The sequence below is a fragment of the Chromobacterium sp. HL1 genome, assembly GCF_057418835.1.
In genome coordinates this window covers 3,763,219-3,777,673 of sequence record NZ_CP162399.1, presented here as the reverse complement: position 1 = coordinate 3,777,673, position 14,455 = coordinate 3,763,219, and the positions used below count along the sequence as shown (strand labels likewise).

General features: G+C 62.8%; 13 protein-coding genes and 1 riboswitch. Of the genes, 10 read left to right on the top strand and 3 right to left on the bottom strand.

Going from position 1 to position 14,455, the window contains the following annotated elements; all coding sequences use genetic code 11:
- The first annotated feature begins 7 nt into the window (after positions 1 to 7).
- The 7 genes from AB1Z25_RS17195 to AB1Z25_RS17165 all read left to right on the top strand — a co-directional run bounded on the left by AB1Z25_RS17195 (position 8) and on the right by AB1Z25_RS17165 (position 6,802).
- Positions 8 to 667: an NADH-quinone oxidoreductase subunit J gene (locus AB1Z25_RS17195; RefSeq protein ID WP_107800399.1), complete on the top strand. Its 660-nt coding sequence runs from the start codon at positions 8 to 10 to the stop codon at positions 665 to 667.
- Positions 668 to 693: 26 nt separating this feature from the next.
- Complete coding sequence (gene nuoK, locus AB1Z25_RS17190) at positions 694 to 999, top strand: NADH-quinone oxidoreductase subunit NuoK (RefSeq protein WP_019102195.1); 306 nt, start codon at positions 694 to 696, stop codon at positions 997 to 999.
- Between the two features lie 32 nt (positions 1,000 to 1,031).
- Positions 1,032 to 3,065 carry an NADH-quinone oxidoreductase subunit L gene (nuoL, locus tag AB1Z25_RS17185; RefSeq protein ID WP_107800398.1) on the top strand — a complete coding sequence of 678 codons (2,034 nt, stop codon included), beginning with the start codon at positions 1,032 to 1,034 and terminating at the stop codon, positions 3,063 to 3,065.
- A gap of 40 nt (positions 3,066 to 3,105) precedes the next feature.
- Positions 3,106 to 4,602, top strand: a complete 1,497-nt coding sequence (locus tag AB1Z25_RS17180; RefSeq protein ID WP_107800397.1) for an NADH-quinone oxidoreductase subunit M — start codon at positions 3,106 to 3,108, stop codon at positions 4,600 to 4,602.
- A 20-nt stretch (positions 4,603 to 4,622) separates the two neighbouring features.
- On the top strand, positions 4,623 to 6,077 hold the full coding sequence (gene nuoN / locus AB1Z25_RS17175; RefSeq protein WP_235087002.1) for an NADH-quinone oxidoreductase subunit NuoN: 1,455 nt from the start codon (positions 4,623 to 4,625) through the stop codon (positions 6,075 to 6,077).
- A gap of 12 nt (positions 6,078 to 6,089) precedes the next feature.
- Positions 6,090 to 6,383, top strand: a complete 294-nt coding sequence (locus tag AB1Z25_RS17170) for a DUF2818 family protein (RefSeq protein WP_107800396.1) — start codon at positions 6,090 to 6,092, stop codon at positions 6,381 to 6,383.
- Positions 6,384 to 6,502: 119 nt separating this feature from the next.
- Complete coding sequence (locus AB1Z25_RS17165; RefSeq protein WP_107800395.1) at positions 6,503 to 6,802, top strand: putative quinol monooxygenase; 300 nt, start codon at positions 6,503 to 6,505, stop codon at positions 6,800 to 6,802.
- A gap of 180 nt (positions 6,803 to 6,982) precedes the next feature.
- Here the strand turns inward: AB1Z25_RS17165 and AB1Z25_RS17160 are convergent, their stop codons facing one another.
- Positions 6,983 to 7,849 (bottom strand): lipid A biosynthesis lauroyl acyltransferase, encoded by an 867-nt coding sequence (locus AB1Z25_RS17160; protein ID WP_107800394.1) that lies wholly within the window; start codon positions 7,847 to 7,849, stop codon positions 6,983 to 6,985.
- A 170-nt stretch (positions 7,850 to 8,019) separates the two neighbouring features.
- The gene (locus AB1Z25_RS17155; protein WP_107800393.1) at positions 8,020 to 8,901 is read right to left on the bottom strand and encodes a lysophospholipid acyltransferase family protein; all 882 of its coding nucleotides are present in this window, start codon (positions 8,899 to 8,901) and stop codon (positions 8,020 to 8,022) included.
- Positions 8,902 to 8,977: 76 nt separating this feature from the next.
- Here AB1Z25_RS17155 and metK point away from each other — a divergent pair, with 76 nt between their 5' ends.
- Positions 8,978 to 10,147, top strand: a complete 1,170-nt coding sequence (metK, locus tag AB1Z25_RS17150; RefSeq protein WP_107800392.1) for a methionine adenosyltransferase — start codon at positions 8,978 to 8,980, stop codon at positions 10,145 to 10,147.
- A 61-nt stretch (positions 10,148 to 10,208) separates the two neighbouring features.
- On the opposite strand, the gene AB1Z25_RS17145 is transcribed toward metK, so the two are convergent.
- Positions 10,209 to 11,846: a histidine kinase N-terminal 7TM domain-containing diguanylate cyclase gene (locus AB1Z25_RS17145; protein ID WP_486635759.1), complete on the bottom strand. Its 1,638-nt coding sequence runs from the start codon at positions 11,844 to 11,846 to the stop codon at positions 10,209 to 10,211.
- 79 nt (positions 11,847 to 11,925) lie between these two features.
- A riboswitch (S-adenosyl-L-homocysteine riboswitch) is annotated at positions 11,926 to 11,999 on the top strand.
- Positions 12,000 to 12,061: 62 nt separating this feature from the next.
- Between AB1Z25_RS17145 and ahcY the strand changes: the two genes are divergently transcribed.
- Positions 12,062 to 13,471, top strand: coding sequence for an adenosylhomocysteinase (gene ahcY / locus AB1Z25_RS17140; protein WP_199225919.1), 1,410 nt, complete (start codon positions 12,062 to 12,064; stop codon positions 13,469 to 13,471).
- Between the two features lie 129 nt (positions 13,472 to 13,600).
- Entirely contained in the window at positions 13,601 to 14,437 is an 837-nt protein-coding gene (gene metF, locus AB1Z25_RS17135; protein WP_107800389.1) for a methylenetetrahydrofolate reductase [NAD(P)H], read from the top strand.
- Positions 14,438 to 14,455: the final 18 nt, after the last annotated feature.

Genomic DNA, 14,455 nt, shown 5'->3' with positions numbered 1-14,455 from the left:
GGGGGTCATGAACTTCACACTGTTTGTCTTCTATGTTCTGTCCGCCATCCTGGTGTTCGCGGGCATCCGCGTGGTGACGGCCAAGAACCCGATTCACGCGGCCTTGTTCCTGGTGCTGGCCTTCTTCAACAGCGCCGGCCTGTGGCTGCTGATGGAAGCCGAGTTCCTGGCCATCACCCTGGTGGTGGTGTATGTGGGCGCGGTGATGGTGCTGTTCCTGTTCGTGGTGATGATGCTGGACATCAACATCGAGAAACTGCGCGAGGGCTTCTGGAGGAATCTTCCGGTTGCCGCCGCCGTCGGCATCATCATGGTGTTTGAAATGGCGATGATTCTAGCCAGCCCCAGCGCGCGGCTGGACGCCTACCAGGCGGCCGCGCCGCTGGCGGCGGACTTCAGCAACGTCAAAGTGCTGGGGCGCCAGCTGTACACCACGTATCTGCTGCCTTTCGAAGTGGCGGCGGTGGTGCTGCTGCTGGCCATGGTGGCCGCCATCGGTCTGACCATGCGCAGCCGCAAGGACACCAAAGCTATCGATCCGGCGCTGCAGGTCAAGGTCAAGCGCAACGACCGCGTACGTCTGGTGAAGATGCAGGCCGAACAGCCTGCTGAAGAATCCACGGTGGAGGAGGCCTCCGAGGCCGAATCCGGTAAGCAACAGGCCTGACGGCCAATCAACATAAGGGAGGAAATGTGCTGACACTGACTCACTTCCTGGTGCTGGCCGCAATCCTGTTTGCCATCGGCGTGCTGGGCGTTTTCCTGAACCGGAAAAATCTGATCGTGCTGCTGATGGCCATCGAGCTGATGCTGCTCGCGGTGAACTTCAATTTCATCGCGTTCTCGCATTACCTGTCGGATACGGCGGGCCAGATCTTCGTATTCTTCATCCTGACGGTGGCCGCGGCCGAAGCCGCGATCGGTCTCGCCATCCTGGTGGTGCTGTTCCGCAATCTGCGCACCATCAACGTTGAAGACTTGGGCAGCCTCAAAGGCTAAGGCAAACCGGAACCTACACAAAGCACACAAGCATGGATATGAAGAGCTTATACCTGCTGATTGCACTCGCCCCGCTGGCGGGTTCCATCATTGCAGGCCTATTTGGATGGGCCATCGGCCGGCGCGCTTCGCACGTCGTGACGATAGCCGGCGTGGCGCTGTCCGCCGCGCTGTCGCTCAAGGTGCTTCACGCCTTCCTGACCGGGCAGGCTGAAGTGTTCAACGGTCCGGTTTACACCTGGCTGACGGTGGGAGGCTACGAGTTCTCCGTAGGCTTCCTGGTGGATTCGCTGACCGCGATGATGCTGGTGGTGGTGACCAGCGTGTCGCTGATGGTGCACATTTACACCATCGGCTACATGCAGGAAGACCCGGGCTATCAGCGTTTCTTCAGCTATATCTCGCTGTTTACCTTCTCGATGCTGATGCTGGTGATGAGCAACAACTTCATCCAGCTGTTCTTCGGTTGGGAAGCGGTGGGCCTGGTGTCCTATCTGCTGATCGGCTTCTGGTTCAAGCGTCCGACCGCGATCTACGCCAACCTGAAGGCTTTCCTGGTCAACCGCGTCGGCGACTTCGGCTTTCTGCTGGGCATCGGCCTGGTGCTGGCCTACTTCGGCGGCTCGCTGAACTACAGCGATGTGTTCGCCGCCGCTCCGGCGCTGGCTAACAAGACCATCAGCCTGATTCCGGGCACCGAATGGTCGCTGCTGAGCGTGACCTGCATCCTGCTGTTCATCGGCGCGATGGGCAAATCGGCGCAGTTCCCGCTGCACGTGTGGCTGCCGGACTCGATGGAAGGCCCGACGCCGATCTCGGCGCTGATCCACGCGGCCACGATGGTGACCGCCGGCATCTTCATGGTGTCGCGTATGAGCCCGCTGTTCGAACTGTCCGACACCGCGCTGAACGTGATCATGGTCGCCGGTTCCATCACCGCGCTGTTCATGGGCTTCCTCGGCGTGGTCCAGAACGACATCAAGCGCGTGGTGGCTTACTCCACGCTGTCGCAGCTGGGCTATATGACCGTGGCGCTGGGCGCCTCGGCCTACTCGGTGGCGATGTTCCACGTGATGACCCACGCCTTCTTCAAGGCGCTGCTGTTCCTGGCGGCGGGCTCGGTGATCATCGGCATGCATCACGATCAGGACATGCGCAATATGGGCGGCCTGCGCAAGTACATGCCCATCACCTGGCTGACTTCGCTCTTGGGTTCGCTGGCCTTGATCGGCACGCCGTTCTTCTCCGGCTTCTACTCCAAGGACTCCATCATCGAGGCGGTGCACGCGTCCAATCTGTCCGCGGCCGGTTTCGCCTACTTCGCTGTGATCGCCGGCGTGTTCGTCACCGCCTTCTACTCCTTCCGCATGTACTTCCTGGTCTTCCACGGCAAGGAACGCTGGATGGAGAAGAAGGACGATCATCACGATCACGGCCATGACGATCACGACCATCACCATGGTCTGGGTCCGAACGACAAGCCGCACGAGTCCCCGTGGGTGGTGACCCTGCCGCTGGTGCTGCTGGCGATTCCGTCGGTGCTGGTCGGTTACTTCGCGATCGAGCCGCTGCTGTACGGCGACTTCTTCAAGGGCGTGATCGCCGTCAACCACGAACTGCATCCGGCGATGGAAGAGATCGCCCGCGAGTTCCACGGCGCCGCCGCCATGGGCGTGCATTCCTTGAGCACGCTGCCGCTGTGGCTGGCCTTGGCTGGCGTGGCCACCGCCTGGTTCTTCTACATGAAGGCGCCGCAGATTCCGGCCGCCATCAAGCAGAAGTTCAGCCTGGTGAACAAGATCCTGGAAAACAAGTACTACCTGGACGAGATCTATTTCGCCGTGTTCGCCAAGGGCTCGCGCGCTCTGGGCACCTTCTTCTGGAAGGTGGGCGACATGTTGCTGATCGACGGTCTGTTGGTGAACGGCACCGCCAAGCTGGTGGCGACTTTCTCCGGCTTCATCCGCCGCGCTCAGACCGGTTTCATCTACAGCTACGCCACCGCGATGATCATCGGGGTGCTGGCGCTGATGACGATGTGGTTCTGGCAACTGATCTGGCGTTGAGCCCGGGCTCCGGGATTGGAATAACAACTTGGGTTTGACTATGTTCACAAATCTATTGTCTCTGGTGATCTGGACCCCTATCGCGGCCGGGTTGCTGGTGCTGGCTACGGGGGGCGATCAGCGCGCGTCGCTGGCGCGCTGGCTGGCCGCGGCGGGAGCCCTGGCGGGCTTCCTGCTGTCGCTGCCGCTGTTCACCGAGTTCAACAACCTCAGCGGCGGCATGCAGTTCGTCGAGATGAAGCCGTGGATCGAATCCCTCGGCATCAACTATCACCTGGGCGTGGACGGCATCTCGATGCTGTTCGTGGTGCTCAACAGCTTCACCACCTTGCTGGTGGTGGTGGCCGGCTGGCAGGTGATCCAGAAGCGCGTGTCGCAGTACATGGCCGCCTTCCTGATCATGTCCGGCCTGATCAACGGCGCCTTCGCCGCGCTGGACGCCATCCTGTTCTATGTCTTCTTCGAAGGCATGCTGATTCCGATGTATCTGATCATCGGCGTCTGGGGCGGCCCGCGTCGCGTGTACGCGTCGATCAAGTTCTTCCTCTACACCTTGCTCGGCTCGCTGCTGATGCTGGTGGCCTTGATCTACCTGTACTTCCAGGCCGGCAAGTCCTTCGACATCCAGGCTTTCCACGACATCGCCAAGATCCCGCTGACGGTGCAGATTCTGCTGTTCGTCGCCTTCTTCCTGTCCTTCGCGGTGAAGGTGCCGATGTGGCCGGTGCACACCTGGCTGCCGGACGCCCACGTGGAAGCGCCGACCGGCGGCTCCATGGTGCTGGCCGCGATCACGCTGAAGATCGGCGCTTACGGCTTCCTGCGGTTCGTGCTGCCCATCCTGCCTGACGCCGCGCGCGAGCTGTCCGGCGTGATGGTGGCGCTGTCGCTGGTGGCGGTGGTCTACATCGGCCTGGTGGCGCTGGTGCAGTCAGACATGAAAAAGCTGGTGGCTTATTCCTCCATCTCGCACATGGGCTTCGTCACCCTGGGCCTGTTCCTGTTCACCGGTTCCGAACTGAACCAGTGGGCGGTTGAAGGCGCGCTGGTGCAAATGGTGTCCCACGGCTTCGTCTCCGCCGCGATGTTCTTCTGCATCGGCGTGATGTACGACCGCGTGCACAGCCGCAACATCGCCGACTACGGCGGCGTGGCCAACAAGATGCCCATCTTCGCCGCCTTCATGATGCTGTTCGCGATGGCCAACTCCGGCCTGCCGGCCACCTCCGGCTTCGTCGGCGAGTTCATGGTGATCATGGGCGCGGTGCAGGTGAACTTCTGGTACGCGGTATTGGCCGCCACCACGCTGATCTTCGGCGCCGCCTACACCTTGTGGATGTACAAGCGCGTGATCTTCGGCGAGGTAGGCAACAGCCATGTGGCCGAGCTGTCCGACGTCAACAAGCGCGAGTTCCTGGTGCTGGCCATCCTGGCCATCGCGGTGCTGGGCATGGGCCTGTATCCGCAAGCCTTCGTCGAGAAAATGCACCTGTCGGTCAATGACCTGATCCTGCATGTCTCGCAGAGCAAGCTGTAAGCGCGGAAGGAATGGAAACAATGAATTGGGCTGATCTCAACCTGATACCGGCAATTCCCGAGATGTTCCTCGCCGGCGCGATTCTGTTCGTGCTGATGGCGGACCTGTTCGTTTCGGACGAAAAGCGCGGCATCACCCTGGGCCTGACCCTGCTGAGCCTGTTGGGCGCGGCGGTGGCGCAGGTGATGACTTTCACCGCGCAGCCGGTGCTCACCTTCTCCGGCATGTTCGTCGCCGATCCGATGGGCGGCGTGGTCAAGCTGGCCATGTACGCGGTCACCGCCATCGTGCTGATCTACAGCCGGCAGTACACCGCCGACCGTCAGCTGTTCAAGGGCGAGTACTTCTCGCTGGCCCTGTTTGCGCTCTTGGGCATGAACCTGATGGTGTCGGCCTCGCACTTCCTGACCCTGTACATGGGCCTGGAACTGCTGTCGCTGGCCTTGTACTCGCTGATCGCGCTGCAGCGCGATTCCGTGCAGGCCACCGAGGCGGCGATGAAGTACTTCGTGCTGGGCGCGCTGGCCTCCGGCCTGCTGCTCTACGGCATCTCCATGGTTTACGGCGCCACCGGCTCTCTGGAACTGGCGACGGTCGCCAAGTCCATCGCCGCGCACAAGGCCAACGACGTGTTGCTGGTCTTCGGCCTGGTTTTCATCGTGGCCGGCTTGTCCTTCAAGCTGGGCGCGGTGCCGTTCCATATGTGGGTGCCGGACGTTTACCACGGCGCGCCGACTTCGGTGACGCTGATGGTGGGCGCGGCGCCCAAGCTGGCGGCCTTTGTGTTCACGCTGCGCATCCTGGCCCAGGGCCTGGACGCGCTGGTGGCGGACTGGCAGCAGATGCTGGTGATCGTGGCCGCGCTGTCCATGGCCATCGGCAACATCACCGCCATCGTGCAGACCAACATCAAACGGATGCTGGCCTATTCGACGATCTCGCACATGGGCTTCCTGCTCCTGGGCGTGCTGGCCGGCACCAAGGTCGGCTACTCGGCGGCGCTGTTCTACGCGCTGAGCTATGTGCTGATGTCGCTGGTCAGCTTCGGCATGCTGCTGGCGCTGTCCCGCGCCGGTTTCGAATGCGAGAAGGTCGACGATCTGAAGGGCCTGAACAGCCGCAACAGCTGGTACGCGCTGCTGATGCTGCTGACCATGTTCTCCATGGCGGGCATCCCGCCGCTGGTGGGCTTCTACGCCAAGTTCGCGGTGATCAAGGCCATTGTCGACATCGGCATGATCAAGCTGGCCATCTTCGCGGTGCTGATGTCGGTGATCGGCGCGTTCTACTACCTGCGCGTGGTGAAGGCGATGTACTTCGACGACGCAGAAGACCGCAGCGACATCGTGGTGCGCGGCGATATGAAACTGGTGCTGTCGCTGAACGCGCTGGCCTTGCTCTTCATCGGCCTGCTGCCGGAACGCGCGATGGAGCTGTGCCTGCAAGTCGTGCGTCAATCGCTCACCGTGATTTAAGGCCTGTCCACCATGCAATCCAGCGTCATCGTTTTGCTGATCGTCGCCCTGGCGGCGGCGAACCTGCCGTTCCTGACCCAGAAAGTGGGCGGAGTGTGGAAAGTGGCCAACAAGCATTTTGGCTGGCGCTTTCTGGAATTGACGGCGCTGTATCTGCTGGTGGGCGGTTTCGCCTACCTGCTGGAAAGCCGGCTGATGCCGGTGCAGTCGCAGAACTGGCAGTTCTACGTGACCACCTTGTCCTTATTCCTGGTGTTCGCGTTTCCGGGCTACGTCTATCGCTACTTCTGGCGGCGACGGGCCTAGCCGGGCTGGGCGGACGCAATACGCGGCGCGGACGGGATCTCCCGTCCGCGCTGTTTTTTTTGGGGAAGGGCGCGGCGGCGTAGCGAGGCCCGCGCGATGAGACGAAGGGAGAAGACGGGATGTTGAAAGTGATTGCTCAGGACTTCATTCAGCCGGACCGCGTGGTCGAGGTGATGCCGCTGTATCGCGAACTGGTGGAGAAGACGCGGCAAGAGCCGGATTGCATCGGCTATGAGCTGTTCATCGATCAGAAAGACCCCGGCCATTTCGTCTTCATCGAGACCTGGCCGGACAGGGAGGCCCTGGATCGGCATTGCCAAACCGAACATTTTCGGCGGCTGGTGCCGCAGATCGACAGCCGGCAGCGACAGGCGGGCACCTTTTTGCTGATGGACGCCTTCGCCGAGGCCGGCAGCTGATTGAAAAAGGCGCCGCGTTGCGGCGCCTTGCTTAGAACGTGTTTACGATCTTGCGAGCAAGAGCGAGACAAGGCGAAAATCGTTGAGAAAGCGGAATGTACAAGCGGTACATGAGCATTTCGAAGCGGGCACTCATCGCACAATGTCTCTACCGACGCGTAGCAGATCGTAAACAGGTTTTTAGTAAAAGCGGGCCTCGCCCTGCGGCCGGCTCTTGAAGCGCTTGTGCAGCCAGAAGTACTGGTCCGGGATTTCACGGACGCGCTGCTCCAGGAAGGCGTTCATGCGGCGGGTGTCGGCCTCCACGTCCTCGCTGGGATAGTCGTCCCACGGCGGGTAGAACTCCAGCTCGAAGCGGTCGCCGACGCGGCGGGCGATGGCCGGCACCACCTTGGCGCGCGCCAGCTTGCTGATGCGGGACAGGCCGGTGATGGTGGCGGCCTTGACGCCGAAGAAGTCGACGAAGACTGAGTCGCGCACACCGAAGTCCTGGTCCGGCAGATAGAGGAAGGGCGCGTGGTCCTTGCGCATCGCCTTGATGATGGGGCGCAGGCCCTCCTGGCGGGACACGATGTAGGCGTTGTCGTAACGCTGGCGGCCCTGATAGATCTGGCGGTCCAGCGCCTCGTTCTTCTGGTGGGAGTAGACGCTGACCAGCGGGATGTGCTGGTTCAGCGAATACACGCACATTTCAAAGCCGATGAAGTGAGGGTAGAACAGAATCACGTCTTCGCCGCGTTCGCGCAGCTCGGTGACGTAGTGCAGGTTCTTGATCTCGACCAGCTTGTCGATGCGCGCGGCCGAACTCCACCAGACCACGCCGTACTCCAGCACCATGCGTATCATGTGCTGGAAATTGCGGCGGATCAGCCGGCGGCGTTCCGCCACCGGCATCTCGGGAAAGCATAGGCGCAGATTGATCATGCCGACGCGGCGGCGGTCGCGCGCCAGACAGTAGGCGACATTGCCCAGGCCGCGGGCCAGCAGGCCGATCGCCCACATCGGCAGCAGGCGGATGAGCCAGAGTAGGGCAAAAGCGAATTTCATAGATTTCCTTGTTGGGATGCTCGACAAACCGACTGCGCGGCTCGATAGCTGCGTTGCTCCGTGCGCGCTCCCTCGCTGTACTGTTTGTACTATCTCGGTCGCTGTGCGCCAATGTCCAACGGGGGCGCCTTGCTCTCAAGCCGCTCGTGACGGTTTGTCTTGGATCCCTGTTATTGCGCGTCCGGCCGGCTGACGCCGGGCGGACATTTATAGCGGTTATAGCTCCACAGGTATTGGCTGGGGAAGCGGCGGATCAGCGCTTCCACCTGGGCGTTGAGCTGGGCGGCGTCCTGTTCCTTGTCGCCGCTGAAGGCTTGCGCCGGCGGTTCGATGTGGACGCGGAAGCCCTGGCCGCCCGGCAGGCGCTCGCCGACGAAGAACAAGGTCTCCACGCCGCTGATCTGCGCCAGGCGCGGCACCAGGGTCATGGTGTAGGCCGGGCGTTCGAAGAACGGCGCCCACACGCCCTCGCCGTTGCCGGGCACCTGGTCCGGTAGGATGATGGTGGCTTCGCCGGATTTCAGCGCCTTCATCAGCACGCGCACGCCGGCGCCGGTGGCCGGCGCGGTCTTGCCCTTGCCGCGGGCGCGGCCGGCCTGCATCACCGGTTCCAGCCAAGCCATCTTGGGAGGGCGGTACATCGCGGTCAGCGGAAACGGCAGCCGCGAGCTGATGTAGCGGCCGGCGATGTCGTAGCTGCCCAGATGCGGGGTGACGAAGACGATGCCGTGGCCCTTGGCCAGCGCCGCCTCGACGTGCTCCCAGCCGGAGCAGGACTGGACCATGGCGGCGATGTCGTCCGGCTCGCGGCACCAGGCGATGGCCAGTTCCAGCGCGCCCTTGCCGGTTTCCGCGGCGCTTTGTTTGACTAAACGCGGTAAAAGCTGATAATTTCCACAGATTTTACTAGAACTTAGGTTCTCCCGGAGCCGTGCTCTGTAGCGGGGGGACGCATGATAAGTCAGTCGTCCAAGAACGGCACCTAGGCCTTGTAGCCAGGATAAAGGCAGGTGCGCCAGGAAAGACAGCAATAAATGGACTAGCTTAGACATATGAAGCTCAGTCTTGGTCTTAAAGCGACCTATTTTATCATCACAAGGTTTTGCATTTTTCGGGAACGAATAATAAATGAGCGAATATCTGTTTACATCTGAGTCGGTGTCGGAAGGACACCCGGACAAAGTCGCCGATCAGATCTCCGACGCCATCCTCGACGCCATCTTGCGCGAGGACAAGCACGCGCGCGTCGCCGCCGAGACCCTGGTGAACACCGGCCTGGTGGTGTTGGCCGGCGAAATCACCACCAGCGCCAATATCGATTACATCAAGATCGCCCGCGAAACCATCAAGCGCATCGGTTACGACGATTCCGCGCTGGGCTTCGATTTCCGCGGTTGCGCGGTGATGGCTTGCTACGACAAGCAGTCGCAGGACATCGCCCAGGGCGTCAACGAAGGCGAAGGCCTGGATCTGAACCAGGGCGCCGGCGACCAGGGCCTGATGTTCGGCTACGCCTGCGACGAAACCCCGACGCTGATGCCGTTCCCGATCTACTACGCGCACCGTCTGGTGCAGCGTCAGGCCGAGTTGCGCAAGGACGGCCGCCTGCCGTGGCTGCGCCCGGACGCCAAGAGCCAGATCACTTGCGTCTATGACGGCGCCACCGGCCTGCCCAAGCGCATCGACACCGTAGTGCTGTCCACCCAGCATACCCCGGAGATCGATCACAAGACGCTGACCGAGGCGGTGATCGAGGACATCATCAAGCCGGTGCTGCCGCCGGATATGATCACGCCGGAAACCAAATTCCTGATCAACCCGACCGGCCGCTTCGTGATTGGCGGCCCGATGGGCGATTGCGGTCTGACCGGCCGCAAGATCATCGTCGACACCTACGGCGGCGCGGCGCCGCACGGCGGCGGCGCTTTCTCCGGCAAGGATCCGTCCAAAGTGGACCGTTCCGCCGCCTACGCCGGCCGCTACGTGGCGAAGAACATCGTCGCCGCCGGCCTGGCGCGCCAGTGCCAGATCCAGGTTTCCTACGCCATCGGCGTGGCCGAGCCGACCTCGATCGCGGTGGACACCTTCGGCACCAACTCGATTCCGAATGAGAAGATTGTCGAGCTGGTGAAAAAGCATTTCGATCTACGCCCGAAAGGCATCATCCAGATGCTGGACCTGCTGCGCCCGATCTACAGCAAGACCGCCGCTTACGGCCACTTCGGCCGCGAAGAGCCGGAATTCAGCTGGGAGCGCACCGACAAGGTGGAAGCGCTGCGCGCCGACGCCGGTCTGTAAACCGCGCTCGGCTTCGCGCCAAGAAACGCCTGTCCATGGACAGGCGTTTTTTTGTGCCTTGCTAGAGGGCCGCGCTCAGGCGGCAGGCGTTCTTGCCGCCGGCCTTGACCGCGTACAAAGCCCGGTCCGCGGCCTGGTACAGGGCGGCCGGGCTGTCCGCGTGCAAGGGGAAGGCGGCCAGACCGCAGGAGAAGGTGGCGCAGAAACTGTCGTCGCCGGCGCCGTGAGGCTGACGGGCGAAGGCTTGCCGCCAGCGCTCGGCGCGTTCCCAGGCCTGGGACGGCGAGCAGCCGGGCATCAGCACCAGAAACTCCTCCCCGCCCAGGCGGCAGAGGATGTCGCCGCCGCGGCCGTCTTCGGCCAGCAGCGCGGACAGGCGGCGCAAGACCTCGTCGCCGAAGTAATGACCGAAGCTGTCGTTGATGCGCTTGAAATCGTCGAGATCGATCAGCGCGATGCTGAGCGGCGCGCCCTCGCTGCGCGCGCGGCTCAGTTCGCGGGCGAAGGTATCGTCCAGATAGCGACGGTTGTACAAACCGGTCAGCGGATCGCGCAAGGCCTGCTCGCGCAGCGCCGCCTGCAGCGCTTCGATTTCGGCGATGCGCAGGGCCAAAGTCTGATTGGCGCCGCGCAGCGCCTCCTCGGCCCGGCGCCGCTCGGTGATGTCGCGGGCCACCAGCATGCGGCTGGAGTGAGGCTGAGGCTGCTGGGCGATCGGATACACGCGCAGATCCAGGATGCGCGCGCCGTCTTGCAAGGACAGCTCCAGGGATTGCTCCCGGCCGCGCAGGATCTGCTCCCGCGGCCAGTCCGCCGGCAAGGGCTGACCCAGCAATTGACGGCCGGGTCGGCCCAGCAGCCGCGCGGCGGCCGGATTGAGGTCCAGGATGCGCAGCTCGTCGTCCACCACCAGCACCCCGTCGCCCATGGCTTCGAAGGAGCGCGCGCGCGCCACCGGCACCAAGTAGAGCAGGCGCAGGTAGAGCAGGTCCAGCGCGAACACCAGGCCGGTGACGGTGAAGGCGAGCGGCGTCGGATCCAGGCCCTGTAAGGGCATGGCGCCGCTCAGGTAAAGGATGTTGCCCAGCCAGGGCGCGCAGGCGCTGGCCATCAGCACGATGGATTGTCCGCGGAAGTGGGCCGGGTAGTAATGCAGCGCGCGGATCAGCATCAGCGAGCCGATCAGCATCATCAGGTAGGAATAGCCGGCGACGCCGATCCAGAACGCCGGGCCGTGCCCGTAGATCAGCAGATTGTAGCCGGAGGGGCTGGGCCGGTAGCTGGTCCACACCAATTGGTGGCTTTCGTTGCTGAGCGCCAGCAGCAGGCAGAGCAAGGGCAGGGCGAACAGCGCCGCCAGCCAGCGCCGGCTCAGCTGGATGCGGTTGTAGTCCAGCGCCAGCAGCAGGAAGAGCACCGGGGTGCTCAGCGTGCCCAGGTATTCCAGCTTGGACCAGGCGATCTTGGCGGACAGGCTGGCGGCGGACAGCTCGCACATCGCGCCGGCGGCCCAGAACGCCACCGAACTCATCAGCAGCGCCAGCCAGCGTACCCCGGGAAACTGGCGGCGATACCAGGCGATGGCGGCGATGGCGGTGGAAATCAGCGCGGCGATCCCGGACAGGGCGGCCAGCGGGGTGAAGTCGAAAGTCATGGGGCGAGGATGAATCGGCAAGCGGCTAGTGTATCTTCTTGGCATGCAGACTCCTACCTTTTCCGAGCGGCATAGGTATAATCGAAACGTCGCCGTCCGCGTGTCCACGCCGCCGGCGGCCGGTCGGCCCGAGGGGCGCTGCGAGGATGATCCGTCCCCAGGCTCGGGCCGCTCCCGTTTCAACGGCGCTCACCTGATCAAAACCGTGCCGGGCACGGGAGCGGGTGAGCCGCATCCTGGCCGGCTGCGTGAACTAAGGAATGCTCGCGATGGCTGATTTCACCGATTTTCATGTTGCCGATATCAATTTGTCCGCCTGGGGCCGCAAGGAACTGGCGATTGCCGAAACAGAAATGCCGGGCCTGATGGCCTTGCGCGACGAGCACCGGCACAGCCAGCCGCTGCGCGGCGCGCGCATCGCCGGCAGTCTGCACATGACGATCCAGACCGGGGTCTTGATCGAGACCCTGGTGGCGCTGGGCGCGGAAGTGCGCTGGGCCTCTTGCAATATCTTCTCCACCCAGGACCACGCCGCCGCCGCCATCGCCGCGGCCGGCATCCCGGTGTTCGCCTTCAAGGGCGAGAGCCTGGACGAGTACTGGGAGTTCAGTCACAAAATCTTCGAATGGCCGGAGCAGGAGCCCGCCAATATGATTCTGGACGACGGCGGCGACGCCACCTTGCTGCTGATGCTGGGCAGCAAGGCGGAAAGCGATCGCGGCGCGATCAGCCACCCGTCCAACGAGGAAGAGACCGCGCTGTTCGCCGCCATCGCCCGTTATCTGGAAAAAGACCCGCAGTGGTATTCCAAGCGGCTCAAGCACATCAAGGGCGTGACCGAGGAAACCACCACCGGCGTGCACCGGCTCTATCAGCTGGAGAAGGAGGGGCGTTTGCCGTTCCCGGCCTTCAACGTCAACGACTCGGTGACCAAGTCCAAGTTCGACAACCTCTACGGCTGCCGCGAATCGCTGGTGGACGGCATCAAGCGCGCCACCGACGTGATGGTGGCCGGCAAGGTGGCGGTGGTGCTGGGCTACGGCGACGTGGGCAAGGGCTGCGCGCAGAGCTTGCGCGGCCTGGGCGCCACGGTGTGGGTGACCGAAGTGGACCCGATCTGCGCGTTGCAGGCGGCGATGGAAGGCTATCGCGTGGTGCGCATGGACGAAGTGGCCGACCAAGCCGACATCTTCGTCACCGCCACCGGCAATGTCGGCGTGATCACCCACGAACATATGAAGAAGATGCGCAACAACGCCATCGTCTGCAATATCGGCCATTTCGACAGCGAGATCGAAGTCGCCAGCCTGCGCCAGTACCAGTGGGACAATATCAAGCCGCAGGTGGACCACATCATTTTCCCTGACGGCAAGCGAGTGATCCTGTTGGCCGAGGGCCGGCTGGTCAACCTGGGTTGCGCCACCGGCCACCCCAGCTTCGTGATGTCCAACTCCTTCACCAACCAGGTGCTGGCTCAGGTGGAAATCTTCGCCAACGGCCTGCAATACGGCAAACAGGTGTATGTGTTGCCCAAGCATCTGGACGAGAAGGTGGCGCGCCTGCACTTGGGCCGCATCGGCGCCAGGCTGACCGAGCTGTCCGACGAACAGGCCGCCTACATCAGCGTGCCCAAGCAAGGTCCATATAAGCCGGATCACTATCGTTATTGATTTTTATAACGATAGAAAAACGGACAGGGCTATTAGAATGGTGCTGTCCGTTTTTTCTTGTCCGCTGTTGCGGATCGCGGCCAATCTATAAAAACAAAGGAGTCTCCCGCAGGGAGATGCAGAGAGATCATGACAGCACAGAGCCGAACCTTCAGTTTCGAATTCTTTCCGCCCAAGACGCCGGAAGGCATCGCCAAGCTGCGCACCACGCGCCAGCAGCTGGCCCAGTTCAAGCCGCAGTTCTTTTCCGTCACCTTCGGCGCCGGCGGCACCACCCGCGACGGCACGCTGGCGACGGTGCTGGAAATCCGCAGCGAAGGCCACGCCGCCGCGCCGCACCTGTCCTGCATCGGCTCCACCCGCGAGAATATCGGCGCCATCCTCAAGGAATACCGCAACAACGGCATCCGCCACATCGTCGCGCTGCGCGGCGACATCCCGTCCGGCATGGTGGCGGCCGGCGAATTCCGCTACGCCAACGAGTTGGTCGAATTCATTCGCGCCGAGCACGGCGACCATTTCCACATCGAGGTGGCCGCCTATCCGGAGTTCCATCCGCAGGCGCGCTCGGCCGAGGACGACATCGGCAACTTCGTGCGCAAGGTCCACGCCGGAGCCAATTCGGCGATGACCCAGTACTTTTTCAACGCTGACGCCTATTTCCGCTTCGTCGACGAGGTTCAGGGCCGGGGAGTGAATATTCCCATCGTGCCGGGCATCATGCCGATCTCCAATTTCGGGCAACTGTGTCGTTTTTCCGACATGTGCGGCGCGGAAGTGCCGCGTTGGCTGCGCCAGCGCATGCAGGCCTATTACGACGACAGCGCGTCCATCCGCGCGCTGGGCCTGGACGTGGTGACCGAGTTGTGCGATCGCTTATTGCAGCACGGCGCGCCGGGTCTGCACTTCTACACGCTGAATCAGGCCGGCTTGGTGTCCACCATTTGGCAGCGGCTAGGTTTGTGAATCGGGACGCGTTCCCAT